Here is a 23,900-nt window from a genome sequence, read left to right as displayed (position 1 = left end):
GACCCAATTGGACGTAAGTCTAGTCACCTCAACGGTTGGGGGAGCTGATCAGGGTCAGGCTGATGTTTCGGGCTGTTGCTGCTGAGCGCGGACATAAAAAGCCGGCCTGGCGGCCGGCTCGTTTTACGCGTGATGCAACTCAGGGCAGGGTGAACAGTACCTTGACCGAGCCGTTCACGGCAGCGCTGTCGACATAACCGACGGCATCGGCTTCGGCAGCGATCTTGGCGACCACCGCGGCGTCGTCAGCGACGCTGGGCAGCGGCTGACCCTTGCCAGTGAAGATCAGGCCGGACCAGTAGGACTTGAGCTGCGACTCGTTCTTATTGGTCACGGCTTTGTAGAAGGATTCCTTTGTAGAATTCCAGCCAGCCTGGTCGACGCCTTTCATGGACTTGTCCTTGCCCAGGAAAATGTTGGCAACTTCGGATTGCGAGGGCGCCTTGGCTGCGCCGGGATTGACGATCACGGCAACCTCGGCCTGAGCCAGGGAAACCATGCCGAGCAGCGCGGCGGAACAGAGGATGCGAATAGGTGCTTTCATCGGGACGCTCCTCAGAATACGAAATCAACGCCGACGGAAACGATGTCGCCGTCGTAGTTGCGGGCTGGGGTGCCTGCGACACCGCCACTCAGATCGTATGCGGCGTTGTCGAAGACTTCTTGAGCGTTGCGGGTGAACACACCGTCGTAACCATTCTTGGTATCAACGCGCTTGTACTCGCCTTTGACCACCACGGTCGGCGCGGCCTGGTAGTTCAGGCCAAGAGTCCAGGAGCTCTGACGGCCACCGTTGTCATCCAGCTGTGCGTAAGTGACATGCGGCAGGAAATCGCCGAAGCGACGGCCGCCCATCAGGTAGAAAGAGTCGATCGCTTCCATGCCGTCGTTCTCGATCAGGCGCGAGGTCCACTCGTTGCTGCTGATCCAAGTGCCGTTGTCGTACTGGTAGCCGATCGAGGTGAACTTGCCCTTCTCTTTATTCAAGTTGAGCAGGGAAAGGGGGTCGTTGGCGCCAAAGCCAATGGCGGTCGCATCGACCGTGCCGGTGATATCCGTCTTGATATCCGCCTCGACATAGCCGATGCGCAGCATGCCGAAATCGTTGGTGGCCAGGCTGATGCTGGCGCCGAAGAGGTTGCCGTAGTCGATATCGAACTGCTCGTCGTAGGCGTAGTAGTCACGGTTCTTCGCCTGACCGCCAGCGACTTGGAAAGTCACCGAACCGTACGACAGCGGCACGGTGTAGACCGCATCGACGCCTTCGTAGTTGGTGACCTGTACCTGGCTGTAGACCTCATCGGGCAGGCGCAGCCACGGATAGCTGTAGCCGACGTCGAGGCTTTCGGAATACATGTACACCGGGCTGCGCAGGCGGCCGGCACGGAGCATCAGCTGGTCGCTGGCCTGCAGCGACAGGTATGCCCACTCCAGGTTGGCTTTCCACTCGTCCTGCTGCGCTTTGGCGGTCGCCTGGACGGTTACGCCCAAGGTGTCGGTGATGCCGTAGCTCAGCTGAGCGCCGAACTTGGACAGCTGATCACCGCGCCAGGAGTCGGTGGTTTGGCCCTGACCGCCGTAGCTGCGACCGTCGTCTTCACCGCCGAGGTGGGTGAAGCCGACGGTACCAAAACCGTTGAAGCGATGTTCACCCTGTTCCAGGGCGAAGGCAGGGGTGGCGGCCAGGCAGACAGCTGCCAGACCGGCGACACGAAGTGCAGTCATTTGATGCTCCAAATAATCGTTAAACACGGAATTGGCCCGTAGCCGCGCGCAGGTGGTCTCCGGTACTCACCAGTTGCTCGCCAAGTCGGGCGGTGGCTTCGGCGCCGTTAGCGGTTGCTTGTGCGTCCTGCTGCAACACTTGAGTTTCTTGTTGGATGGAACTCGACAGGCCGATCTGCTCTTGAGTGAACTGAGCGATGCCGGCGTTGAGTTCGTCGATCTGGTTGACCGTGCCTGCAATGGCTTCCAGCAGCTGCGTGGCTTCGACCGAACGCTCGATGCTGGCTCGGGATTTCTCGCCGTTGCTGGTCATGACATTGAGCACGGTATTAGCGCTGCTTTGCAGGCGCTGGATGATCTGCTGGATCTCAGCGGTGGATGCCGCGGTCTTCTGCGCCAGATTGCGCACCTCATCGGCGACCACCGCAAAACCACGGCCCTGCTCGCCGGCACGGGCGGCTTCGATGGCGGCGTTCAAGGCCAGAAGGTTGGTCTGTTCGGCGATGCTGCGGATGACGGTCAGTACCGAGCCGACTTCCTGGGTTTCTTCCTCCAGCTGCTCCATGGCCTTGACCGCGCCCATCACGCTGTCACCCAAGTCGCTGATGCCGGTCGACAGGCTGCCGACATGCTCACGTGCGGTGGCGGCCTGGCGTGCTGCGGAGTTGGCCTCGTCGGAAGCCTGCTGCGAGCGCTGCGCCACTTCCTGAATGCTGCCGGTCATGGTGAGGATGTCGCGGGTGATCGAGTCGGTGTGATGCTGCTGCGACTTGGCGTTCTCTTCCGAGCCCTGGGTGAGCTTGTACAGCTCCTTGGAGACCTGGCCCAGCGGAGTGGCGGCATCGATGATCTGGCGAATGGTGCGTTGCAGCTTGTCGAGAAAACTGTTGAACAGCTCGATCATCGCGCCGATTTCGTCGTTGGACTCGACGTTAACCCGCTGGGTCAGGTCGCCGTCGCCGCGGGCGATCGACTGCAGCGAAGCGATCACTCCGCGAATATTGACCATCACGCTGCGGATCACCAGCCAGGCGCCGAGACTGACCAGTACCACCAGTACCAGGCTCAGAATGATGCCGAGCTGCGTGGTGGCCGCGTTGGCTTCGCGAGTCTGGACCAGAGTCTGCTGAAATTCATCGTACGCTTGCGCACGGAAATCGCTGCCGAGCTTCTGTGCCTGGGCCAGATCACTGGCCATGCGATCCAGGCTTGGGCGCAGATCGTCGAACGATGCGCTGCCGTCGATCAGCTTGGTCGAAGCGGCGAGCGCATTATCGGCGTAGTCGCGCACGGCCTTGCGCCAGTCGCCCAGCGCCTGGTGCTGCTGGCGCTGATCGCTCAGCAATGTCGTCAAGGATTGCTGCTGCGTATCGATCTGCTGCAGCACTTCACGCGCCTCGTCGAGCACGCCGGGCTCGCCCGCGGCAACCGCGTTGTTCAGCAGAGCCGGTACCCGGGAAAACTGGAAGATCACCGCGTCGGCCTTCTCCAGCGTCGGGTAGCCGCGGGTTTCGAGAAACACCAGGCGCGAGTCGGTAGCCGAGAGCTGAAGCGACGTATAGGCAACATACAAAACGAGCCCGAACAGGGCCACCGCTGGTACCAAGGATAGCTTGGCGGTCAGCGAGAAGTTTTTAAGCATGCATCGACTCCAGGGTGGGCTGCAGGTACTGCGGGAGTTGCGGTTATGGCTAAATGCTATCGCGCAACGATATTGTGACTGGAAATGCCTTTCGGGTCACGTTATCGGTTGTAACCAAGTGAACTTGAGAACCGTTGGGCGGATTCGAGGCATAAAAAAACCGCCCCGTAGGGCGGTTCTCTTGCAGCTGATTCGTGGGTTACAGACCGTTCTTGGCCTTGAATTCACGACGGCGGCGGTGCAGTACCGGCTCGGTGTAGCCGTTGGGCTGCTTGGTACCCTCGAGGACCAGTTCCAGAGCAGCCTGGAAGGCCACGCTGTTGTCGAAGTCCGGCGCCATCGGGCGATACAGCGGGTCGCCCTGGTTCTGGCGGTCAACCACTGGCGCCATGCGCTTGAGGCTTGCGAGCACCTGATCCTTGGTCACCACGCCGTGGCGCATCCAGTTGGCCACGTGCTGGCTGGAGATGCGCAGTGTGGCGCGGTCTTCCATCAGTGCGATGTCGTTGATGTCCGGTACCTTGGAGCAACCGACGCCCTGCTCGACCCAGCGAACCATGTAGCCGAGGATGCCCTGCGAGTTGTTGTCCAGCTCGTTCTGCTTCTCTTCCTCGCTCCAGTTGGTGTCTTGCGCCAGCGGGATGGTGAGGATGTCGTCGATGGAAGCTTTTTCGCGCTTGGCCAGTTCCACCTGACGCGCCTGCACGTCGATCTTGTGGTAGTGCATGGCGTGCAGGGTTGCAGCAGTCGGCGACGGTACCCAGGCGGTGTTGGCGCCGGCCATGGGGTGGCCGACCTTCTGCTCGAGCATTGCGGCCATCAGGTCAGGCATGGCCCACATGCCCTTGCCGATCTGTGCCTTGCCCTGCAGGCCGCAGGCCAGGCCCACGTCGACGTTGTTGTTCTCGTAGGCGCTGATCCACTTCTCGGCCTTCATGGCCGCTTTGCGCACCATCGGGCCGGCTTCCATGGAGGTGTGGATTTCGTCACCGGTGCGGTCGAGGAAGCCGGTGTTGATGAACACCACGCGCTCACGTGCTTCCTTGATGCAGGCCTTGAGGTTGATCGTGGTACGACGCTCCTCGTCCATGATGCCGACCTTCAGGGTGTTGCGCGGCAGACCGAGGACGTCCTCGACGCGACCGAACAGCTCGGTGGCGAAGGCCACTTCTTCCGGACCGTGCATCTTCGGCTTGACGATGTACATCGAGCCGGTGCGGGTGTTCTTGCGGCTGGTGTTGCCGTTGAGGTTGTGCACCGCGATCAGGCTGGTGAACAGGCCGTCCATGATGCCTTCCGGCACCTCGTTGCCTTCCTTGTCGAGGATGGCATCGTTGGTCATCAGGTGACCGACGTTACGGATGAACAGAAGGGAGCGACCGTGCAGGGTCAGCTCGCCGTTGCCGTCGGCCTTGCTGTAGACGCGGTCCGGGTTCATGGCGCGGGTGATGCGCTTGCCGCCTTTCTCCAGCTCTTCGACCAGGTCGCCCTTCATCAGGCCGAGCCAGTTGCGGTAGACGATGGTCTTGTCGTCGGCGTCGACGGCGGCGATGGAGTCTTCGCAGTCCATGATGGTGGTCAGCGCCGACTCCATCAGGACGTCCTTCACGCCGGCCGCGTCGGTCTGGCCGATCGGGCTGGTCGGGTCGATCTGGATCTCGAAGTGAATGCCATTGTTCTTCAGCAGCACAGCGATCGGTGCGCTGGCTTCGCCCTGGAAGCCCTGCAGCTGGGCCGGGTTCTTCAGGCCGGTGGTGGTGCCGTCCTTCAGCGAAACGACCAGCTTGCCGCCTTCGATGCGGTAGCCGGTGGAATCGACGTGGGAGCCGGTTTCCAGCGGTGCGGCTTCATTGAGGAAGTTGCGCGCGTAGGCGATGACCTTGTTGCCGCGAATCTCGTTGTAGCCCGGGCCTTTGCTGGCGCCGTCTTCTTCGGAAATGGCATCGGTGCCGTAGAGGGCATCGTACAGCGAGCCCCAGCGAGCGTTGGCGGCGTTCAGAGCGAAGCGCGCGTTCATGATCGGCACCACCAGCTGCGGGCCGGCCATGCGGGCGATTTCTTCGTCGACGTTCTCGGTGGTGGCCTTGAAGTCTTCGGCTTCCGGCAGCAGGTAACCAATTTGCTGCAGGAAGCTCTTGTACGCTACAGCGTCGTGCGCCTGACCAGCGCGAGCCTGGTGCCAGGCATCGATCTGCGCCTGCAGCTCGTCGCGCTTGGCCAGCAGCGCGCGGTTCTTCGGCGCCAGGTCGTGGATGACGCTGTCGGCGCCGGCCCAGAAGGCGGCGGCATCGACGCCGGTACCGGGAATCGCTTCGTTGTTCACGAAGTCGTACAGGACTTTGGCGACCTGCAGGCCACCGACTTGAACGCGCTCAGTCATTACTCGCCTCACTTGGTTCTTCTAATTCGACAGACAATTTGGTTTCTTGTAGTCCGAGTCGCCGGATACTACATCAAGCGCCTGGGAAAATCAGTCCGCCGAAAGAGCCTGTCGTTCCGACCTTGCGCACGCCGGTCGTGGGCGTCGCAGCCTGTCGCGGTGGCCGCTGCCTGCTATACCTATTGGGCCGTCGCTAACGCGTGCGCGATTTCCCAGCACAGGAGCATTTCATGGACCACTTCGTTCTTACCGTCATCGCCGAAGACCAGCCCGGTCTGGTCGAGCGGCTGGCCAAGTGCATCGCCGATCACGGCGGCAACTGGCTGGAGAGCCGCATGTCGCGCATGGCCGGACAGTTCGCTGGCATTCTGCGGGTGGCCGTGCCGCAGCAGGCTCATGCCGAACTGACCGCGGCGCTGCAGGGACTCGAGGCGCAAGGCATTCGCGTCCTGCTGGCGCATAGCGGCACGGAGCCGACGACTAGCTGGCAGGAAATCCAGCTGGAGCTGGTCGGCAACGACCGCCCGGGTATCGTGCGCGACATCACCCGTCTGCTCGCCGAGCATGGCGTCAATCTGGAAAGCCTGGACACCGAGGTATTGCCGGCGCCGATGAGCAGCGAGCTGCTGTTTCGTGCTGAGGTGAGGCTGGCAGTGCCGAGCGAGCTGTCGCTGGAGGTGCTGCAGCAGCGCCTGGAAACGCTGGCCGACGACCTGATGGTCGAGCTCAAGCTGCAACCCACCGAGAAATCCTAGACAGTCTCCAGCATTTTCAGCCGGCGCTTTTGCGCATCACTCGCCAGGCGTCCAGGCTGTAGACGGCGAGCCCCGCCCAGATGCAGAAGAAGGCCAGCTGACGGTCGACCGGGAACGGCTCGCCGAACAGCTGTACGGCGAGGATCAGCAGCAGCGTCGGCGTCAGGTACTGCAGGAAGCCCAGGGTGGAATACGGCAGATGACGCGCCGCGGCGTTGAAGCCGAGCAGCGGAATCAGCGTCACCGGTCCGGCGGCCATCAACCAGAGCGCATCGCTGCTGGTCCAGAATGCCGGCTCGGTGCTGGTGCCGCTGCTGAACCAGAACAGCCAGACCAGTGCTATTGGTAGCAACAGCCAGGTTTCCACCACCAGCCCAGGTAATGCGGCCACCGGCGCCAGCTTGCGCAACAGACCGTAGCTGCCGAAGCTCAGCGCCAGCACGATGGAAATCCACGGAAATTCGCCAAGCATCAGCAACTGCAGGCTGACGCCTACGCCGGCCATTGCCACCGCCAGCCACTGCAGCGGGCGCAGCCGCTCGCGCAGCACGATCATGCCGAGCAGCACGTTGACCAGCGGATTGATGTAGTAACCCAGGCTCGCTTCGACCATCCGATCGTGGTTCACCGCCCAGACGTAGATCAGCCAGTTGGCGGCGATCAGCACGCTGGAGATGCCCAGCACGCCGAGGCGTCGCGGGTGCATCAGCAGTTCGCGCCACCAGCCTGGGTGGCGCCAGACCAGCAGCACCAGCGAGCCGAATACCGCCGACCAGATCACCCGCTGGGTGACGATCTCGAGAGCGCCGTATTGTTCGAGTGCCTTGAAGTAGAGCGGAAACATGCCCCAGATGCTGAAGGTAGCCAGCCCCAGCAGATAACCCTTGCGCAGATTGGCGGTAGCCATGACGTCCTTCGACGAGCAGCGGAGAGCCGGCCATTTTGCGCCTTTGCCTGCAGGAGAGAAAGATTAGGCAGCTAACGTAGCGCCACGATGCGACCAGCTGCCGTGATCGGACGCGGCAGGGAACGCGCGGCAGCTCGTTCCGTCTCATCTGCATCACTGATCGAAACGGCATCGCGCTCGCCAGAGCGTTTGGAGAACGGCAATGCGCTTGCAGAATCAGGTGGCTCTGGTCACCGGCAGTACCCACGGCATCGGCCTCGGCATCGCCGTGCGCCTGGCCGAGGAGGGGGCCGACGTGGTCATCAACGGTCGCGAAGAAGATGACGAGGCCCGTGCGAGTCTTGAACAGGTGCGCGCCGTCGGGCGGCGGGTCTGCTTTATTGCTGCGGATGTCAGCCAGGTCGAACAATGCCGCCGGCTGGTGCACGAGAGCGTCGAGCGTATGGGCCGGCTGGACATCCTGGTGAACAACGCCGGGGTGCAGACGCACGCCGCGTTTCTCGACGCCGAGGAAGGCGACTACGACCGGGTACTCGACGTGAATCTGCGCGGGCCGTTCTTCCTCTCCCAGGCCTTCGCCCGCTATCTACGCGAGCAGGGCCGCGGCGGGCGGATCATCAACAACAGCTCGGTGCACGAGGAATTGCCGCACCCCAACTTCACCGCCTACTGCGCGAGCAAGGGCGGGCTGAAGATGCTCATGCGCAATATCGCCATCGAGCTCGCGCCGCTGGGCATTACGGTCAACAACGTGGCGCCGGGTGCGGTGGAAACGCCGATCAACCGCGAACTGATGAACCAGCCGGAGAAGCTTGCCAGTCTGTTGCAGAACATCCCTGCCGGCCGTCTTGGCCGGCCACACGATGTCGCTGGGGTCGTCGCCTTTCTTGCCTCACCTGATGCCGAGTACATCACCGGGACTACTCTGGTGGTCGATGGCGGCCTGCTATGGAATTACAGCGAACAATGACCAATATCCCGCCGTGTCAGCCGTTCAGCCATGATGTCAGCGCCATCTCGCTGGCAGATACCCTCACCCCCGCCGAGCGCTATCAGGAGTTGTTCGTCGCGGTGCAGATGCAGCGCATCTTTCCCGACAGCAAGACCTTCGTCGACTGCGCGCCCTTGAAGCGTCCTGAAGCCATCCTCGATGATTATCGTGCCCGTTGCGATGAGCCAGGCTTCGACCTTGCGGCTTTTGTCCGCGAGCATTTCAGTCTTTATGAAATGCCGACCAAAGAGTTCGTCGCCAACCCTGACGACAGCCTGGCCGAGCACATCGACCGGCTCTGGCCGATCCTCACCCGCCATCCGCAGGACCATCCCGAGCACTCCTCGCTGCTGCCCTTGCCCCATGATTACGTCGTTCCGGGCGGGCGCTTCACCGAGCTGTACTACTGGGATTCCTATTTCACCATGCTCGGTCTGGATGAGAGTGGGCATTGCGACCTGCTGCGCGCCATGGCGGACAATTTCGCCTACCTGATCGACACCTACGGCCACGTTCCCAACGGCAATCGCACCTATTACCTTGGCCGCTCGCAGCCGCCGGTGTTCGCCCTGATGACCGAGTTGTTCGAGGAAACCGGCGTGTACCGTACCAGCGATTACCTGCCGCAGTTGCACAAGGAATATGCCTTCTGGATGGAGGGCGCCGATGCGCTACGTCCGGGCGAGGCGCACCGGCGCTGCGTTTGCCTGGCCGATGGCGTGGTGCTCAATCGCTATTGGGACGAACGTGATACGCCGCGCGAGGAGTCCTATCTCGAGGACATCGAGACCGCGCGCGCCAGCTGCCGGCCACGCCATGAGGTCTATCGCGACCTGCGTGCCGGAGCTGAGTCCGGTTGGGATTTCAGTTCACGCTGGCTGGACGATGCCCACCGGTTGGCCACCATCCGCACCACCAGCATTTTGCCCATCGACCTCAACGCGCTGCTCTACAAACTCGAGCGGCAGATCGCCGAGCTGTCGGCGGTTAAGGGCCAGCAGGCCTGCGCCGAGGCGTTCGCCCGCCGTGCCGAGGCGCGCCTGGCGGCCATTGATCAGTACCTGTGGAATCCGCGCGCCGGTGCCTATTTCGACTATGACTGGCAGCGCGCCCGCCAGCGCGACAACCTCACTGCTGCGACCCTGGCGCCGCTGTTCGTGCACATGGCCAGCGACGCCCAGGCAGAGGCGGTTGCCGCAACGGTGCATGCGCGTCTGTTGGCGCCGGGCGGGTTGTCGACAACCGAGATCAGCGGCAGCGGCGAGCAGTGGGACCGGCCCAACGGCTGGGCGCCGCTGCAGTGGATAGGTATTCGCGGGCTGCAGCATTACGGCCACGATGAGCTGGCGCTGGAGATCGAGGAGCGCTGGCTGACCATCGTCAGCCACCTGTTCGAGCGCGAAAGCAAGTTGATGGAAAAGTACGTGTTGCGACCGTGCACCGAGCACGCCGGTGGTGGCGAGTACCCACTGCAGGATGGCTTCGGCTGGACCAACGGGGTAACCCGCAAGCTGATGCAGGAAGACCCCAACCACGAAGCCAACCGCTGCCGCGCTGGGCATTGCCGGACTGCTTCCTAGTGCGTCTTCAACGCATCGGGCAGGGCTCTATTTCCTTACAAATGCAATGGATCAATAGTTATCGTACAACTGCTGGGCTATGATGTCGGTTGCTTCCGCTTCTCAGAGATCGTCGTCATGGATAACCAGAGCGTTCAGCCGCGCGCCCGTCGCAAACACCGCAGCCTTGCTCAGGAGCTGGTGGCCGAGCTGTCGCAGCAGATCCGCGACGGCCTGATGAAGCGTGGCGACAAGCTGCCGACCGAGTCCGCCATCATGCAGGCGCAGGGTGTGAGTCGCACGGTGGTGCGCGAGGCGATCTCGCGGCTGCAGGCCTCGGGCCTGGTGGAGACGCGGCACGGCATCGGCACCTTCGTGCTGGACACGCCGAGCACCACCGGGCTGCGCATCGACCCGGCGACCATCGGTACGCTGCGTGATCTTTTGGCGATTCTGGAGCTGCGTATCAGCCTTGAAGTCGAGTCGGCTGGGCTGGCAGCGCAGCGGCGCTCGCCCGAGCAGCTATCGGCCATGCGGGCCTTTCTCGATCAGCTCAATCAGAGCGCGGCGCATTCCAGCGATGCGGTCTCGTCGGATTTCCAGTTCCATCTGCAGATTGCCGAGGCCACCGGCAACCGCTACTTCACCGACATCATGAGCCATCTCGGCACCACGCTGATCCCGCGCAGCCGGGTCAACTCCGCGCGGCTGGCGCATGATGATCAGCAGCACTATCAGGCGCGTCTGGGACGCGAACACGAGCAGATCTACGAGGCCATCGAGCGGCAGGACCCGGAGTCCGCACGGGCGGCCATGCGCCTGCACCTGACCAACAGCCGCGAGCGGTTGCGTCAGGCCCACGAAAGCGCCGAAGCCGAAGTGCAGCAACGCTGATCGGCGACCCCGGCGCGGTTGGCGCCGGGTATGTCGATAGATACTAGCGGCGGTACGCCAGCAGGACGATACCGCCAACCACGATCAGACCGCCGGCCACCTGCGTGGCACCGAGTACCTGACCGAGGATCAGCCAGCCCAGCACCATGCCTGCCACAGGCTCCATGTTCATCACCGGCGCGTTGCGGGCGATGTTCAGGCGCGGCATGCAGATGAACAGCGTCGAGAAGGCTGCGCCGTAGAGCAAGACCAGACAACCCAATGCGATCCAGCCAACCGTTGCGCTGGGCAGGCTCAGCCCGCCGGGTATGAGGTCGCCCGCGCCCAGCAGGGTGGATGCGCTAAAGACCACCGCCATTGTCAGCATGCTGCGCACCGAACCGGCCATGTGCGACAGCTTGTGCTCGGTGACCCACAGTGCCACCGCGAATACCCCCGCGGCGGTCAGGCTGAACAGGATGCCGGCGGTCCATTGTCCATCCGGCGCGGCGTTGCTGAGCAGGCGTGCGGGAACGTCCAGTACCAGCACCAGCCCGATGAGGATCAGCCCCATGATCGCCAGCGCCTGGCGGGTCGGCCGCGGCCCACCGAGTAGCCAGGTAAGCAGCGCCAGCAGGATCGGCGACAGGTTCACCACCAGCAGCGCCAGCGCCACGGGAATGCGCGCCACCGCCGAATAGATGCAGAAACTCTGCACGGTGATCAACAGGCCAAGCAGAATCTGCCAGCCCCATGTGGCGCGCCCCAGTTGCAGCGATTCGCGTCGCCAGAACACCAGCGCAAGCAATGCCAGCAGGGTTACCCCGGCGCGGCAGAGCATCGCCAGTAGCAGGCCGGTATCGTGGTCGAAGGCGATTCGCGCAGCGATATGGTTCGCGGCGAATGAGCAGGCCAGGGTGGCCAGGACCAGTACAGCGATATGGCGTGGAAATGGCGCGGCAGTTTGCATGGTAAAGACCTGTCCTCTAAGACCCTGTACAGAATTCGTTGCGTTCAGTTCGTCGCCTTGCAAAGCAAAACGCCGCCCGGATGGGCGGCGTCCTCGTTCATGATCCTGGTGCTATCAGAGCAATACGCTCGGCAACCATAGCGAGATCATCGGAATATAGGTCACGGCCATCAGCACGGCGAACAACGCGGCGTAGAACGGCAGCAGCGCCTTCACGGTGGCCTCGATGGTGACCTTGCCGATGGCGGCACCGACGAAGAGTACCGCACCTACGGGCGGGGTAATCAGGCCAATCCCCAGGTTGACCAGCATGATCATGCCGAAATGCACCGGGTCGACGCCGAACGAGGTGACCACCGGCAGCAGGATCGGTGTGAGGATCAGGATCAGCGGCGCCATGTCCATCAGCGTGCCCAGCACCAGCAGCATGGCGTTGACGCACATGAGGATCACATAGCGATTGTCTGACAGCGTCAGGAACGCGGTGGTGATCTTCAAGGGGATCTGCATCAGGGTCATGATGTAGCCGAAGCTGGCGGCGAAAGCGATCAGGATCATCACGATCGACAGCGTGCGCACGGTGCGGTGCAGCATCTTCGGCAGCTCGAGCCACTTGTAGTCGCGGTAGATGAACATCGTGACGAAGAACGCCCAGACCACGGCTACCGCGGCGGACTCGGTGGCGGTGAATACGCCGGAAAGAATGCCGCCGAGGATGATCACCATGGTCATCAGGCCCCAGAGTGCCTCGACACAGATCTTCAGCGCCTGACGCAGCGGCACCACTTCACCCTTGGGGTAGTTGCGCTTGCGGGCGAAAAACAGGCACAGCGTTGCCATGGCGGCACTGAGCAGCAGACCCGGCCCGATGCCGGCGACGAAGAGCGCGGCAATGGATACGGTGCCGCCGGCGGCCAGCGAATAGATCACCGAGTTGTGGCTGGGCGGAGTCAGCAGCGCCTGCACCGATCCGGAGATGGTCACGGCGGTGGAGAACTCTCGTGGGTAGCCCTTCTTTTCCATTTCGGGGATCAGCACCGAGCCTACCGAGGCGGTGTCGGCCAGCGACGAACCGGAGATGGCACCAAAGAACGTCGACGCGGTGATATTGACCAGCGACAGCCCGCCGCGGACGAAGCCGACCAGCACCCCGGCGAAGGCGACCAGACGGCGAGCCATGCCGCCTTCGGCCATGATGGCACCGGCCAGGACGAAGAAGGGGATGGCCAGCAGGGAAAATTTGTTCACGCCGCCAGCGATCTGGATCATCACGGCATGCAGCGGAATATCGATCCACCAGGCGCCAACCAGAGTGGCCAGGCCGAGGGAGTAGGCCACCGGGACACGTAGCAGGATCAGGACGATGAAGCTGCCCAACAGGATGACGGCATCCATTACACGGACTCCTTGGACTCTTCGCGGTTCTCGTAATCGACGACACGGCGTTTGCTCTGGTCGCCGTACAGCAGCTGCTCGATGACGAACAGCAGGGTGATGAAGCCGCCCACGGGAATCGGCGCGTAGCTGATGCCCACGCGCATCCAGGTCAGGGTGCTGAGGTACTGGTTCCAGGTGGCCAGGCACAGCTTGTAGCCCCAGATCAGCATGAACAGGCTGATGGCGGCCATGGCCAGGCGCACGAACAGGGTGAGAAACGGCTGAGCCGCGAGTGGCAGGCGGTCGCTGAGCACCTGGACGGCCATGTGCGCGCCGGCACGGTAGCTGGCGGCTGCGCCAACGAAGGTGAACAGCACCATCAGCAGGATGGCGATTGGCTCGGGCCAGCCGAGGCCCTGGCCCAGGGCGTAACGGCTGAACACGCCCCAGGGAATGATCGTCGCCATGATCACGATCGCCGTGGCGGCAACGATCACACAGGCACGGTAGATGGCGTCATTGACGCCTAGAACCAGGTTTTTCATGAGACTCCACCGGTTGCATCGCGGCGGCACGGGCCGCCGCGATGCGCTTGCACGAGGGTTACTGAACGGCTTCGATGCGCTGGATCAGCTCGGCGAACTGCGCGCCGTACTTCTCGCGGACCGGGGCGGTGGCGTCGTAGAAAGGTTTGGTGTCGACTTCGATGAACTCGACGCCTTCGGCCTTGAGTTTCTCGTTGCTGGCGGTTTCCTTGGCTACCCACAGATCACGCTCTTCCAGCTGGGCTTCCTTGGCCAGTTTCTTCACCGTCTCCTGCTGCTCAGGGCTGAGCTTGTTCCAGGTGTCCTTGGACATCAGCAGCGGTTCGGGGAGGATAAGGTGGTGGGTCTGGGTGTAGTGCTTGGCGACGCGGAAGTGGTTGTGTTCGAGCAGGGTCGGCGAGTTGTTTTCGGCGCCATCGATCACACCGCTCTGCAGCGCACTGAAGATTTCGCCGGTGTCCATGGCGATGCCGTTGGCGCCCATGGCGTTGAGCGTGTCGATGAACAGCGGGTTGCCGATCACACGGATCTTCATGCCCTTGAGGTCTTCGATGCGGCGGATCGGTTTCTTGGTGTAGAGGCTGCGGCTGCCGGCCTCCATCCAGGCCAGACCGACCATGTTGAAGTCCGAGTTGGTGATGGCGTCGAGGATTTCCTGACCGATCTCACCGTCGACCACCTTGCGCATGTGGTCGATGTCGCGGAACACGAAGGGCATGTTGAACACGTTGGTAGCCGGCACCACCGGGCCCACCGAGCCGAGGCTGACGCGGGTCAGCTGCACCGCGCCGATCTGGGTCTGCTCGATCACTTCCTTTTCGGAACCGAGTACGCCACCGGCGAACATGCGCGATTTGATCTCGCCGTTGGTGGCGGCTTCCAGCTTCTTGCCGAGGTTTTCCATGGCGACCACGGTCGGGTAACCCGCCGGGTGAATCTCGGCGATCTTCAGCGTCATGGCGTGGGCCAGACCGCTGATGCAGAAGGCGAAGGGAAGGGCGGTAACGAGCAACTTGCGTTTGAGGTTCATGACACTCTCCATCTTGTTTTTGTTGGTGTGCAGCGTTGCGAGAAGCGAGGTTGGGCAAGCGGCTGCCCTTCCCTGGTGAGTCAGTTGAAAGCGGGTTCCTCCAGTCCGGTAACGCCTGGATTCAGGGCAAAGACGGCACCGGCCAGTGGCTGGTCGCTGAGGTCGCCACCGGGGCGGATCGAGGTGACGAACAGGGTGTCCAGGCGCGCGCCGCCGAAAGCACACATGGTCGGTTTCTTCACCGGCACGGCGAGCGAGCGGTCCAGCCGACCATCGGGCGTGAAACGGTGGATCAGTCCGGCATCGTTGCCGCAGATCCAATAACAGCCATCGGTATCGACCGCGGCGCCGTCCGGTCGGCCGGGGTGGTCGAGCATGTCGACGAACAGGCGTCGGCCAGTCGGCGTGCCGCTGTCGGGGTCGTAATCGAAGGCCCAGATCTTCTGCACGCTGGGGTGCGAATCAGACAGGTACATGGTTCGCCCGTCCGGGCTGAAGGCCAGGCCGTTGGGCACGATGAAACCGTCGAGCAGTGGCCTCAGTGGAACCTCGTCGACATCGCCATCCAACCGGTACAGTGCGCCGACCGGATGCCCGGCGGCCATGTCCAGCGCCATGCTGCCGGCCCAGAAGCGGCCCTGACGATCGCAGCGGCCGTCGTTCATGCGCATCTCGGGCAACTGATGGTCGATGGTCGCCAGTGGGCGGCTGTCGATGCGGCCATCCGGGCGCGTCTGCAGGGTGAAGAAGCCGCTCTCCATGCCGGCCACCCAGCCGTCGCCGTGGCGCGCGATGCAGGCCAGCATCTGCTCGCCCTGCCAGCGGGAAACCTGGCCATCGGCGTTGTTCCAGCGCAGCAGCTCGCGGTTGGGGATGTCGACCCAGTACAGCGCCTGTTCGGCGGCGACCCAGACCGGGCTTTCACCGGTGGCGCAGCGCAGGTCGGCGATGAGTTCAACTTCACTGGCCATTGCGTTTCTCTTGTTGTTGTACGCGGGCGAAGGGGGGCGATCAGTCGAAGGGGCCGGCCGCGACGAAGGCGCCGCCCTGGTAGATGCCGGCCGGGTCCTCGGCGCTGTACGGCGGTTGCTGCTCGACCTTGTCGCGGAACACTTCGGAACTGTCCTGCGCATGGAAGCCCAGGTGAGCTGCCAGGTGGTTGTCCCACCAGACGTCGCGGTTGGCGGACATGCCGTAGACCACTGTATGGCCGACCGCAGGCGTGAACAGCGCGCAATGCATCAGCTCGGTGAGGTCGCGGAAACTCAGCCAGGTGCTCATCATCCGGCGGTTGGCCGGCTCGGGGAACGAGGAGCCGATGCGGATGCTGACGGTCTCTATGCCGTAGCGGTCGTAGTAGAAGTTCGCCATGTCCTCGCCGTAGGACTTGGACAGGCCGTAGTAGCCATCCGGGCGGCGTGGAGCGTGGGCATCCAGGGTCTCGGACTGCGGGTAGAAGCCGATCACGTGGTTGGAACTGGCGAAGACCACGCGCTTGATGCCATGCAGGCGCGCCGCTTCGTAGATGTGGAAAGTGCCGCGGATATTGGCGTCGAGGATTTCCTCGAACGGCCGCTCGACGGAGACACCGCCAAAATGGGCGATGGCATCGACGCCTTCGCACAGGGCATGCACGGCTGCCTTATCGGCGAGGTCGCAAGGCACGACTTCCTCATGTTCACCGGCTGCCGGTGCCATCGGCGCGATATCGGACAGTCGGATGATGCGGGCGTAGGGCTGCAGCTTTTCGCGTAAGACCTTGCCAAGGCCGCCTGCCGCTCCGGTGAGCAGAAGACGGCCGAATGGGGGTGTCGGAGTGGTAGTCATCGGGGTGCCTGTCGTTATTGTTCTTGAAGTCATCTGTTGTCATATGACATGTGCTAAATATCAGCATCTGGTTGTGTGAATGTCAACACGCTTAAAGTCGTATTTGATGAGATATATCGCTCGTCAGCGCCACTTGCTGTGAGTTGACCTGGCGAAAGCGCTGCGACAGAGGGCTCCAATGGAGCGGCGCCCCCGACTGATGAGCACGGGAAGGCGTCAACGACGTTAACGGTAGTTGTATGATGACTTTCCGGTGAGGCGGTGCACAGCGATGCGGTGCGCGGCCAGTTCGATGGCGAAGCGCTGCCGGCGCGCACCGTAATGACTGCTTATGGATACTGCCGGGCGGGCACCCTGAGCGGCCGCGATTGGCCGCTGCTGTTCAGAACTGCCTGACCAGCGCCGCGGCGAGGATACCGGCGGCGATCGCCGGGAGTGGCTTCTTCAGCACCAGCATGGTCACCGTCGTGGCCAGCAGCGCCAGCTGGGCGCCGCTATCGCCCTGCCATGCCATCGGCGCGACTATCGCCACCAGTACCGAACCGGACATGGCGGTGATGAACTGCCTGGCTCGGTCGCCGATGGGCACGAAGGTCATGACGAAGACGCCGCCCCAGCGCGTAGCCAGCGTCACCAGCGCCATGACCAGCACCACGATCAGCGCGCCGGCGCCCGTCGCATCAAGATTCACGTGCTTTCTCCTTCCACAGCAGTCCGGTTGCGCCACCAGCCAGCGCGCCCACCACCACGTGGCTGTTCTCCGGCAGGTAACGAAAGGCGAGCAGCGAGGCGCCGGCGGCAACGCTCCAGATCACCAGCATGCGCAGGTTCTTTTCGCCGCCCACCACCATTGCCAGCAGAAAGCAGCCCATCACCATGTCCAGGCCCAGGCGCTTCGGATCGCTGACGGCGCTGCCGAAATGGATGCCCAGCCAGCTGCCGACCACCCAGAACGACCAGAGCGCCAGGCCGCCACCGAGCAGCAGGCCGAAGCCCGGGCGGTTGCGGTTGAAGGCCTGCATGGCCATCGCCCAGTTGGCGTCCGAGGCCATCAGCATTACGCCATAGCGACGGCCCGGCGGCAGCTGGCGCAACCAGGGGTAGAGCGTGGCGCCCATCAGCAGGTGGCGGGCGTTGATGGCGAATACCGTGACCATCAGGGTGAACAGCGGCACCTGCGTGCCCCACAGTTCCAGCGCGGCGAACTGCGAGGCGCCGGCGAACACCAGCGCGCTCATCGCCAAAATCACCGAATCGTCCAGCCCGGTCTGCACCGCGGCGAGGCCGAAGGCGGCACCGAACAGGGTGACGAAGATGGAAATCGGCGCGAGCTGGCGAAAACCGGCCCAGACCATGCGCCGGTCGAAATGATGCAGCTCGCTTTCTGCGTCAGTCATGCACGAATCCTCCAGATGGCAGCAGCGCTGTATCGACGACGTCATTCAATGTCCAGCCGACCAGATTAGGGGTTGTTGCTGCGGCGGAACAGCGCAGTTGGCCTCTGATCGAGCGGTACAGATTCGTTAGAGCGGTCGATGGCGCGGAGGGCAATGAAGATTTCGACCTATCGGCGCTGCGCCTCGCCAGCCACCACCAATGCTATAGAGGGTGTTTTCCGCTTCTGATATTGCAGCTGTGACGGGCTGCTGACTGCCAGAAGCTGCCAGTCGCAGCAGAAGGCTGATCTGGCTGGACTTGTGCCGAACTGGATAGATCTACCGCCCAGAATCCGAGAGTTGATCTACCGTGCCGGGGTTGTTCTTCTTAAATAAGATATCGATTCATTATATCTTATGATCCTTAAGGTGCTATAAGAAGCCTCATTAAGTGTCTGAAAAGGGTTGCTTAGTGCGCGATTGGTAGTACCTTATCCTTTGTAGGATGTCGCTTGGTGCCACCTTATGAAAGGCTTTTTCCCTGTTCAAAGTACCTCTCTGCTTTACCGTATAGGCCTTCTGGTGAAGGAGGCGCGTCTGCGCATGGGGCTGCGCCAGGCTGACCTTGCAGAGCAGGCTGGGATTTCTCTCCGAGCTGTTCGACACATTGAGGGGGGCAAGGCTGAAGGTGTTTCGCTGCGCGACTTCATGCTCGCGCTGTTCACCGTTGGGATTTCCGACCGGGTTTTCCAGGCGTTGATCGATGACCCTGCGCTTGATCTCGACGCTTTGGAAACCAATACGACCAAGCGCGTCAGGCTGCCGCGCAGCAACGCGGAGGACTTCTAATGTCGCGCGCTTACATCTACATGGAGTGTCCCGAAACGGGTGAGACTGTGACGCTGGGCAGGCTGACCCTTGCTGGTCGCACGGGAACCTTCATCTATGCGCCGGAGATCGTGGAAGCCAAGCGTTGGGTGCCTGATCCGATACGGTATCCGCTCTCCGCTCGACCCATTCAGGTTCATAAGAATGGCGGCGTTCCCGGCTTCATTGATGATGCGATGCCAGATGGCTGGGGAGAACAACTACTGCGCCGCACCCGAAAGGGAGAGCTCACTCCGATCCAGCTCCTGCTGTTATCTCCTAACGAAGATCGCGCCGGAAATATCATGGCTGGCGAAGATCGCACACCGCGGCCGGGTATAGGCGAAAGGCCTGTGAAAATGCTCGAAGCCAAAGGGCTCGATCATTTCATAGATGTTTGCGCTGCGATTTATGACAGCCAGCTGAGCGCTGAGCAGCTGGAGGCATTAAGAATACGGGATCAGCGCTCAGCTGTTGGTGGTGCGAGGCCCAAGCGCACGTACCGCTTTGATCACAAGCTGATTCTTGCCAAGCCACGCGACAAATTTGATCACTACGACCTGCCGAAATTCGAGTATGCCTGCATGACTTTTGCGGCTACCAAGGGGATGAATGTTGCCCGGACGGCACTCCATCAAAGTGAAAAAGGCAACACGTTGCTGGTGGAGCGATTTGACCGAGAATGGTCGGAGAATGATGCAAGGTTTCGCCGCATTCCGATGATGAGTGGCTTAACTCTTCTCGATGCCGAATGGCAGGTGCAGCGCAGCAACGGATGGATCTACGCGGCGCTCGCCGATGAGCTGTACCGCAGAGGCGCGCCAGATTCTGATAGGCAGGAGCTCTACAGGCGAATGGCCTACAACGCTCTTGTAGGGAACAGTGACGATCATCCTCGCAACCACGCGGTGATCTGGCAGGAAGGAGCTTGGCGCCTCTCGCCTATGTATGACGTTCTTCCCGTACTGGATGAGGGGCCTGCGCAGGGGCTGGCGATGGAGGTTGGTATCAACGGTACTCTCCTAAGTCGAGCTAACCTGCTTAGCCAGCATGAGCATTTTGCACTGACGAAAGATGAGGCGGCAGGCATATTGGACGAGGTCGCTTCTTGGGAGTCGGAGCTGATGGAGCACTATGCAAAGCATTTGGCTGGGGCTGAGCTGGATGCGGCGGTGGACGCAACAAGCAGCGACAGACTGCTGGCTTAGGGCGGGCTGCGAAGGCTTCTCCTGCACTCTTGGTCCTTGCTTTAGTGTCGAGCAGCGCATTCGTCACAGGCCTGAATAGCCCAGTTCTGGTCGACCATTCGAACGTCAACTTATGGTCGTCAGCAGCCCGTCCCTTGGTGTTGGCCCTGGATTGGCAGCAGGTCCCGGGCAATGTCGCTGGCCGCTTGGCGCACGGCATTGCGCGCCGCCTCCAGCGCGGGGTTGTCGTTGTCGTCGCGCCAGGCCAGGTGCAGCTCGGCGCAGATGCCCGCCGGCAGCGGCAGCTCGCGAAAGCGCACCTGTTGGAAGCGGATCGCGCTGGCCCCGCGTGGCACCAGCGCCAGGCCGAGGCCAGCGTTCACCAGCGAGAGGATGGTTAGCGTCGAGCCCAGCGACTGCACGAAGTCGGGCTGGATACCGTTGGCACGGAACAGCCCGGTGTGCAGCTCGTTGAACGGCTGCCAGGCGCCGTGGGCATAGAGGATGAACGGCTCGCCGTGGAGCATCGCCAGGGTCGGCGCCGGATGCTGCGCCAGCGGATGGTCAGCCGGCGTGGCTAGCACGAAGGGCTCGCGCAGCAGGCATTCACTGACCAGCCCCGGCTGCTGCAATGGCTCGCGCACCACCGCCAGGTCGACCCGTCGTGCCCGCAGTGCCTGCAGCTGTTCGAAGGTGGTGTTTCCAGCAGGTTGATGGCCACGCCTGGCCGCTCCCGCCGTATCTGGGTGATGGCACGTGGCAGGAAGTCGTAGACCGCGCTGGCAACGAAGCTGATGGTCAGCGAGCCGCTTTCGCCTAGCGCGGCGGAGCGGGCCCGCTGGGCGGCGCGATGAGCCTGGTCGAGCAGTGCCTGGGCCTCGACGAAGAAGGCACGACCGGCTGCAGTGAGCGCCACCGAGCGCGTGCTGCGGGTGAACAGCGCGACGCCGAGCTGATGCTCCAGCAACTGGATCTGCCGGCTCAGCGGCGGCTGGGTCATGTTCAGGCGCTCGGCGGCACGACGGAAATTCAGTTCGCTGGCCAGGGTGGTGAAGCAGCGCAGCTGGGCGAGTTCGAACATTGATCCGTTCCTGGTATCAATCGAGTGCGTTAATGAATTGGACCGTATCAATCAGCCGGCGGATTATCCAGCGCATCCCCAGACTGGCGAGGCGGCGACACACGAATGAGCGACCTCTATGAAGCGGACCGCATCAGCTGGATCGGCCTGCGTGCTGTGGAGTTGCCACTGCAGCGGCCCGTCAGCGACGCCAAGGTGCTTACCGGGCGACAGCTGCCGCTGGCGTCGGTCAGCCTGTTGTTCGTCGAACTGCAGACGCAGCAGGGTCATAAGGGGCTGGGCTTCAGCTACAGCCTGCGCACCGGCGGCCCGGCGCAATATGCCCACGCGCGGGAACTGGCGCCGTTGCTGCTGGGCGAAGATCCCAACGACATCGCCCGCCTGTGGAGCCGGCTGAGCTGGGCCAGCGCCTCGATCGGGCGCAGCGGCCTGGCAGTGCAGAGCATTGCCGCCTTCGACACCGCGCTCTGGGACCTCAAGGCGCGCCGCGCCGGCTTGCCGCTGGCCAAGCTGCTTGGCGCCCATCGCGACGCGGTGCCCTGCTACAACACCTCCGGCGGCTACCTGCAGGCGCCCATCGAGGAGGTCATCGAAAAGGCCGAGGCCTCCCGCGCGCGCGGTATCGGAGGGATCAAGCTGAAGGTCGGTCAGCCCGACCGGCACGCCGACCTGCGCCGGGTCGAGGCGCTGCGCAGGCACTTCGGCGACGAGGTGGCACTGATGGTGGACGTCAACCAGCAGTGGAACCGCACCACCGCGGCGCGCATGGGCAGGGCACTGGAGGAGTTCGACCTGACCTGGATCGAGGAGCCGCTGGACGCCCACGATCTGGAAGGCCATGCCGCCCTGGCCGCTCAGCTGATCACTCCGGTCGGCACTGGCGAGATGCTCGGCAGCGCGGCCGAAGCCTGTGCCTTCGTCGAGCGCGGGGCGGTGGATGTGATCATGCATGACGCGCCGCGCATCGGTGGCATCACGCCGTTCCTGCAGGTGGCCGAGGCGGCGCGGCGGCGCGGCATCGTGATGGCGCCGCATTTCGTCATGGAATTGCATATCCACCTCGCGGCGGCCTACGAACATGCCACATGGGTCGAGCATTTCGAATGGCTCGAGCCGCTGTTCCAGGAGCGGCTCGAGATCCACGACGGCTGCATGCAGGTGCCGACCCGGCCCGGATTGGGCCTGAGCCTCAGCGAGCGGGTGGCGGGCTGGACGCTGGCCCGCGAGACGTTCGGCAGCAAGCCGTGACGGCAGCCCCTCCGCTGGCGCAGAGGGGCGCAGGTTCAGGTACGTAGGACCTGACCGAGCACGCCGCTGCGCGGTCGCATCGCGCTGTACAGCTGCCAGAGCACGAAGGCCAGGGCGAGACCGAGGAAGGTCGCGGCGATGGGGTTGGTAAAGAAGGAGGCGAAGTTGCCGTCCGAGAGCATCAGGCCGCGGCGCAGATTGGTCTCCGCCATCGGCCCGAGGATGAAGCCGATGATGAAGGGCGCGACCGGCATGCCCGCCTTGACAAAGCCGTAGCCGAGCAGCCCGAACAGCAGGATCGACCAGACATCGAACAGCCGGCTGGAGAGGCCGAAGGCGCCGACCACACAGAGCACCAGAATGATCGGCAGCAGGATGTGCTTGGGCACGTCGAGCAGCTTGATGAACAGGCGCAGGCCGTAGAACTCCATGAACAGCATCATCACCGAGGCCACCAACAGCGCGGCGAAGATGGTGTAGACCAGCGGCCCCTGGCTGATGAACAGCAGCGGCCCAGGCTGGATGCCGTGAATCAGAAAGCCGCCGAGCAGGATCGCGGTGGTGGTGTCGCCGGGAATGCCGAGCGTCATCAGCGGCATCATGGCGCCGCCGATGCCGGCGTTGTTGGCGGTCTCGCTGGCGACCACGCCGCCGATGTTGCCCTTACCGTAGGTTTCTGGCTGTTTGGCGCGCTTCTTGGCGACGATGTAGGACAGCAGGTTGGAGGTGCTGGCACCGATGCCCGGCAGGATGCCCACCGCCAGACCGATCAGGCCCGAGCGGCTGGCATTGGGCAGTTCCTGGCGGAATTCCTTGAGCGAAAAGCCGAAGCCCTTGATCTGCTTCATGCTCACCGAGCCAGCTTTGTTGCGCACGGCATGGCGCCCGGTTTCGGCAAGCTTGATGACCTCGGCTACGGCGAACATGCCGATCATCACCGTGAGCATGGAGAACCCGCCGTTCAGTTCGCTGACGCCAAAGGTGAAGCGGCGTACGGCTTCCACCGGTGCGATACCGACGGTGGATACGGCGATGCCCAGCGTGCCGGCGAACAGCCCCTTGACCATCGAGCCGGCCGACAGAGTGGCGATCAGCGTCAGCGAGAACACCGCGATGGCGAAGTACTCGTGCGGGCCGAAACTCAGCGCGACCTTGGCCAGCTGCGGGGCGATGAACATCAGCGCGATGATGCTGAAGATGGTGCCGAGAAAGGAAAACACGATGCCGACCCCGAGCGCCTTCACGCCCTGGCCTTGCTCCATCAGCGGGCCGCCGTCGAACACCGTGGCGATGGAAGACGGCGTGCCGGGAATCTTCAGCAGGATCGCCGAGATCAGGCCGCCGGACGTAGCGCCGATGAACAGCGCAACCAGCAGCGACAGGCCGGCCTGCGGACCCATGGTGAAGGTCAGCGGCAGGCACAGCGCCACGGCCATGGTCGCGGACAGGCCGGGCACGGCGCCGAAGACGATGCCGACCGCGACGCCGCCGAGCATCAGCAGCAGGATGTTGAGCGAGAAGACGGCACCGAAGCCTTGCTGCAGTAAGTCGAGCATGGTC

Annotated in this window: 21 protein-coding genes and 1 pseudogene; 7 read left to right on the top strand and 15 right to left on the bottom strand. The window is 63.0% G+C overall.

What is annotated here, in order from left to right:
• Positions 1-139: 139 nt before the first annotated feature.
• The 4 genes from CXK91_RS15265 to CXK91_RS15250 all read right to left on the bottom strand — a co-directional run bounded on the left by CXK91_RS15265 (position 140) and on the right by CXK91_RS15250 (position 5,747).
• Complete coding sequence (locus CXK91_RS15265; protein ID WP_103456970.1) at positions 140-544, bottom strand: phosphate ABC transporter substrate-binding protein; 405 nt, start codon at positions 542-544, stop codon at positions 140-142.
• An 11-nt stretch (positions 545-555) separates the two neighbouring features.
• Entirely contained in the window at positions 556-1,725 is a 1,170-nt protein-coding gene (locus CXK91_RS15260) for a hypothetical protein (RefSeq protein ID WP_103456969.1), read from the bottom strand.
• A 19-nt stretch (positions 1,726-1,744) separates the two neighbouring features.
• On the bottom strand, positions 1,745-3,367 hold the full coding sequence (locus CXK91_RS15255; RefSeq protein WP_103456968.1) for a methyl-accepting chemotaxis protein: 1,623 nt from the start codon (positions 3,365-3,367) through the stop codon (positions 1,745-1,747).
• 199 nt (positions 3,368-3,566) lie between these two features.
• On the bottom strand, positions 3,567-5,747 hold the full coding sequence (locus CXK91_RS15250) for a malate synthase G (protein WP_103456967.1): 2,181 nt from the start codon (positions 5,745-5,747) through the stop codon (positions 3,567-3,569).
• A 230-nt stretch (positions 5,748-5,977) separates the two neighbouring features.
• On the opposite strand from CXK91_RS15250, the gene CXK91_RS15245 reads away from it, so the two are divergent.
• The gene (locus tag CXK91_RS15245; RefSeq protein WP_103456966.1) at positions 5,978-6,502 is read left to right on the top strand and encodes a glycine cleavage system protein R; all 525 of its coding nucleotides are present in this window, start codon (positions 5,978-5,980) and stop codon (positions 6,500-6,502) included.
• 16 nt (positions 6,503-6,518) lie between these two features.
• On the opposite strand, the gene rarD is transcribed toward CXK91_RS15245, so the two are convergent.
• Positions 6,519-7,409 (bottom strand): EamA family transporter RarD, encoded by an 891-nt coding sequence (gene rarD, locus CXK91_RS15240; RefSeq protein WP_103456965.1) that lies wholly within the window; start codon positions 7,407-7,409, stop codon positions 6,519-6,521.
• Between the two features lie 202 nt (positions 7,410-7,611).
• Between rarD and CXK91_RS15235 the strand changes: the two genes are divergently transcribed.
• From CXK91_RS15235 to CXK91_RS15225, 3 genes are all read left to right on the top strand, one after another.
• A complete protein-coding gene (locus CXK91_RS15235; protein WP_103456964.1) occupies positions 7,612-8,379 on the top strand; it encodes an SDR family NAD(P)-dependent oxidoreductase in 768 nt (255 codons plus the stop codon).
• Complete coding sequence (treF, locus tag CXK91_RS15230) at positions 8,376-9,980, top strand: alpha,alpha-trehalase TreF (RefSeq protein WP_103456963.1); 1,605 nt, start codon at positions 8,376-8,378, stop codon at positions 9,978-9,980. The genes CXK91_RS15235 and treF overlap by 4 nt, the downstream gene beginning before the upstream one ends.
• Positions 9,981-10,097: 117 nt before the next feature.
• Positions 10,098-10,853, top strand: a complete 756-nt coding sequence (locus tag CXK91_RS15225; RefSeq protein WP_103456962.1) for a FadR/GntR family transcriptional regulator — start codon at positions 10,098-10,100, stop codon at positions 10,851-10,853.
• Between the two features lie 43 nt (positions 10,854-10,896).
• Here CXK91_RS15225 and CXK91_RS15220 read toward each other — a convergent pair whose 3' ends face one another.
• From CXK91_RS15220 to CXK91_RS15185, 8 genes are all read right to left on the bottom strand, one after another.
• The gene (locus tag CXK91_RS15220) at positions 10,897-11,802 is read right to left on the bottom strand and encodes an EamA family transporter (RefSeq protein WP_103456961.1); all 906 of its coding nucleotides are present in this window, start codon (positions 11,800-11,802) and stop codon (positions 10,897-10,899) included.
• Between the two features lie 114 nt (positions 11,803-11,916).
• Entirely contained in the window at positions 11,917-13,197 is a 1,281-nt protein-coding gene (locus CXK91_RS15215; RefSeq protein WP_103456960.1) for a TRAP transporter large permease, read from the bottom strand.
• Positions 13,197-13,724: a TRAP transporter small permease gene (locus tag CXK91_RS15210; RefSeq protein WP_103456959.1), complete on the bottom strand. Its 528-nt coding sequence runs from the start codon at positions 13,722-13,724 to the stop codon at positions 13,197-13,199. The genes CXK91_RS15215 and CXK91_RS15210 overlap by 1 nt, the downstream gene beginning before the upstream one ends.
• 58 nt (positions 13,725-13,782) lie before the next feature.
• Complete coding sequence (locus CXK91_RS15205; protein WP_103456958.1) at positions 13,783-14,754, bottom strand: TRAP transporter substrate-binding protein; 972 nt, start codon at positions 14,752-14,754, stop codon at positions 13,783-13,785.
• Positions 14,755-14,834: 80 nt separating this feature from the next.
• Entirely contained in the window at positions 14,835-15,725 is an 891-nt protein-coding gene (locus CXK91_RS15200) for an SMP-30/gluconolactonase/LRE family protein (RefSeq protein ID WP_103456957.1), read from the bottom strand.
• Between the two features lie 40 nt (positions 15,726-15,765).
• Entirely contained in the window at positions 15,766-16,581 is an 816-nt protein-coding gene (locus CXK91_RS15195) for an NAD-dependent epimerase/dehydratase family protein (protein ID WP_103456956.1), read from the bottom strand.
• A 382-nt stretch (positions 16,582-16,963) separates the two neighbouring features.
• On the bottom strand, positions 16,964-17,272 hold the full coding sequence (locus CXK91_RS15190) for an AzlD family protein (RefSeq protein WP_103456955.1): 309 nt from the start codon (positions 17,270-17,272) through the stop codon (positions 16,964-16,966).
• Positions 17,262-17,978: an AzlC family ABC transporter permease gene (locus tag CXK91_RS15185; protein WP_103456954.1), complete on the bottom strand. Its 717-nt coding sequence runs from the start codon at positions 17,976-17,978 to the stop codon at positions 17,262-17,264. The genes CXK91_RS15190 and CXK91_RS15185 overlap by 11 nt, the downstream gene beginning before the upstream one ends.
• A 504-nt stretch (positions 17,979-18,482) precedes the next feature.
• Between CXK91_RS15185 and CXK91_RS15180 the strand changes: the two genes are divergently transcribed.
• Together CXK91_RS15180 and CXK91_RS15175 are read left to right on the top strand one after the other, a co-directional pair.
• Positions 18,483-18,806, top strand: a complete 324-nt coding sequence (locus CXK91_RS15180) for a helix-turn-helix domain-containing protein (RefSeq protein WP_146029725.1) — start codon at positions 18,483-18,485, stop codon at positions 18,804-18,806.
• A complete protein-coding gene (locus CXK91_RS15175) occupies positions 18,806-20,032 on the top strand; it encodes a type II toxin-antitoxin system HipA family toxin (RefSeq protein WP_103456953.1) in 1,227 nt (408 codons plus the stop codon). The genes CXK91_RS15180 and CXK91_RS15175 overlap by 1 nt, the downstream gene beginning before the upstream one ends.
• 119 nt (positions 20,033-20,151) lie before the next feature.
• On the opposite strand, the pseudogene CXK91_RS15170 reads toward CXK91_RS15175, so the two are convergent.
• A pseudogene (locus tag CXK91_RS15170) lies at positions 20,152-21,092 on the bottom strand (LysR family transcriptional regulator).
• Positions 21,093-21,197: 105 nt separating this feature from the next.
• Between CXK91_RS15170 and CXK91_RS15165 the strand changes: the two are divergent.
• Positions 21,198-22,340, top strand: coding sequence for an L-talarate/galactarate dehydratase (locus CXK91_RS15165; protein WP_103456952.1), 1,143 nt, complete (start codon positions 21,198-21,200; stop codon positions 22,338-22,340).
• Positions 22,341-22,375: 35 nt separating this feature from the next.
• On the opposite strand, the gene CXK91_RS15160 is transcribed toward CXK91_RS15165, so the two are convergent.
• A complete protein-coding gene (locus tag CXK91_RS15160; RefSeq protein ID WP_103456951.1) occupies positions 22,376-23,896 on the bottom strand; it encodes a tripartite tricarboxylate transporter permease in 1,521 nt (506 codons plus the stop codon).
• Positions 23,897-23,900 lie beyond the last annotated feature (4 nt).

The sequence above is a fragment of the Stutzerimonas stutzeri genome, from assembly GCF_002909485.1.
Lineage (GTDB): Bacteria > Pseudomonadota > Gammaproteobacteria > Pseudomonadales > Pseudomonadaceae > Stutzerimonas > Stutzerimonas stutzeri_AH.
The sequence above is the reverse complement of the archived record's forward strand: the minus strand, read 5'-3'. Positions and strand labels throughout refer to the sequence as shown.

Bases quoted from the DNA above. Each gene is read 5' to 3' on its own strand.
- CXK91_RS15265 (WP_103456970.1), bottom strand. From the start codon at position 544: ATGAAAGCACCTATTCGCATCCTCTGTTCCGCCGCGCTGCTCGGCATG.
- CXK91_RS15260 (WP_103456969.1), bottom strand. From the start codon at position 1,725: ATGACTGCACTTCGTGTCGCCGGTCTGGCAGCTGTCTGCCTGGCCGCC.
- CXK91_RS15255 (WP_103456968.1), bottom strand. From the start codon at position 3,367: ATGCTTAAAAACTTCTCGCTGACCGCCAAGCTATCCTTGGTACCAGCG.
- CXK91_RS15250 (WP_103456967.1), bottom strand. From the start codon at position 5,747: ATGACTGAGCGCGTTCAAGTCGGTGGCCTGCAGGTCGCCAAAGTCCTG.
- CXK91_RS15245 (WP_103456966.1), top strand. From the start codon at position 5,978: ATGGACCACTTCGTTCTTACCGTCATCGCCGAAGACCAGCCCGGTCTG.
- rarD (WP_103456965.1), bottom strand. From the start codon at position 7,409: ATGGCTACCGCCAATCTGCGCAAGGGTTATCTGCTGGGGCTGGCTACC.
- CXK91_RS15235 (WP_103456964.1), top strand. From the start codon at position 7,612: ATGCGCTTGCAGAATCAGGTGGCTCTGGTCACCGGCAGTACCCACGGC.
- treF (WP_103456963.1), top strand. From the start codon at position 8,376: ATGACCAATATCCCGCCGTGTCAGCCGTTCAGCCATGATGTCAGCGCC.
- CXK91_RS15225 (WP_103456962.1), top strand. From the start codon at position 10,098: ATGGATAACCAGAGCGTTCAGCCGCGCGCCCGTCGCAAACACCGCAGC.
- CXK91_RS15220 (WP_103456961.1), bottom strand. From the start codon at position 11,802: ATGCAAACTGCCGCGCCATTTCCACGCCATATCGCTGTACTGGTCCTG.
- CXK91_RS15215 (WP_103456960.1), bottom strand. From the start codon at position 13,197: ATGGATGCCGTCATCCTGTTGGGCAGCTTCATCGTCCTGATCCTGCTA.
- CXK91_RS15210 (WP_103456959.1), bottom strand. From the start codon at position 13,724: ATGAAAAACCTGGTTCTAGGCGTCAATGACGCCATCTACCGTGCCTGT.
- CXK91_RS15205 (WP_103456958.1), bottom strand. From the start codon at position 14,754: ATGAACCTCAAACGCAAGTTGCTCGTTACCGCCCTTCCCTTCGCCTTC.
- CXK91_RS15200 (WP_103456957.1), bottom strand. From the start codon at position 15,725: ATGGCCAGTGAAGTTGAACTCATCGCCGACCTGCGCTGCGCCACCGGT.
- CXK91_RS15195 (WP_103456956.1), bottom strand. From the start codon at position 16,581: ATGACTACCACTCCGACACCCCCATTCGGCCGTCTTCTGCTCACCGGA.
- CXK91_RS15185 (WP_103456954.1), bottom strand. From the start codon at position 17,978: ATGACTGACGCAGAAAGCGAGCTGCATCATTTCGACCGGCGCATGGTC.
- CXK91_RS15180 (WP_146029725.1), top strand. From the start codon at position 18,483: ATGAAAGGCTTTTTCCCTGTTCAAAGTACCTCTCTGCTTTACCGTATA.
- CXK91_RS15175 (WP_103456953.1), top strand. From the start codon at position 18,806: ATGTCGCGCGCTTACATCTACATGGAGTGTCCCGAAACGGGTGAGACT.
- CXK91_RS15165 (WP_103456952.1), top strand. From the start codon at position 21,198: ATGAGCGACCTCTATGAAGCGGACCGCATCAGCTGGATCGGCCTGCGT.
- CXK91_RS15160 (WP_103456951.1), bottom strand. From the start codon at position 23,896: ATGCTCGACTTACTGCAGCAAGGCTTCGGTGCCGTCTTCTCGCTCAAC.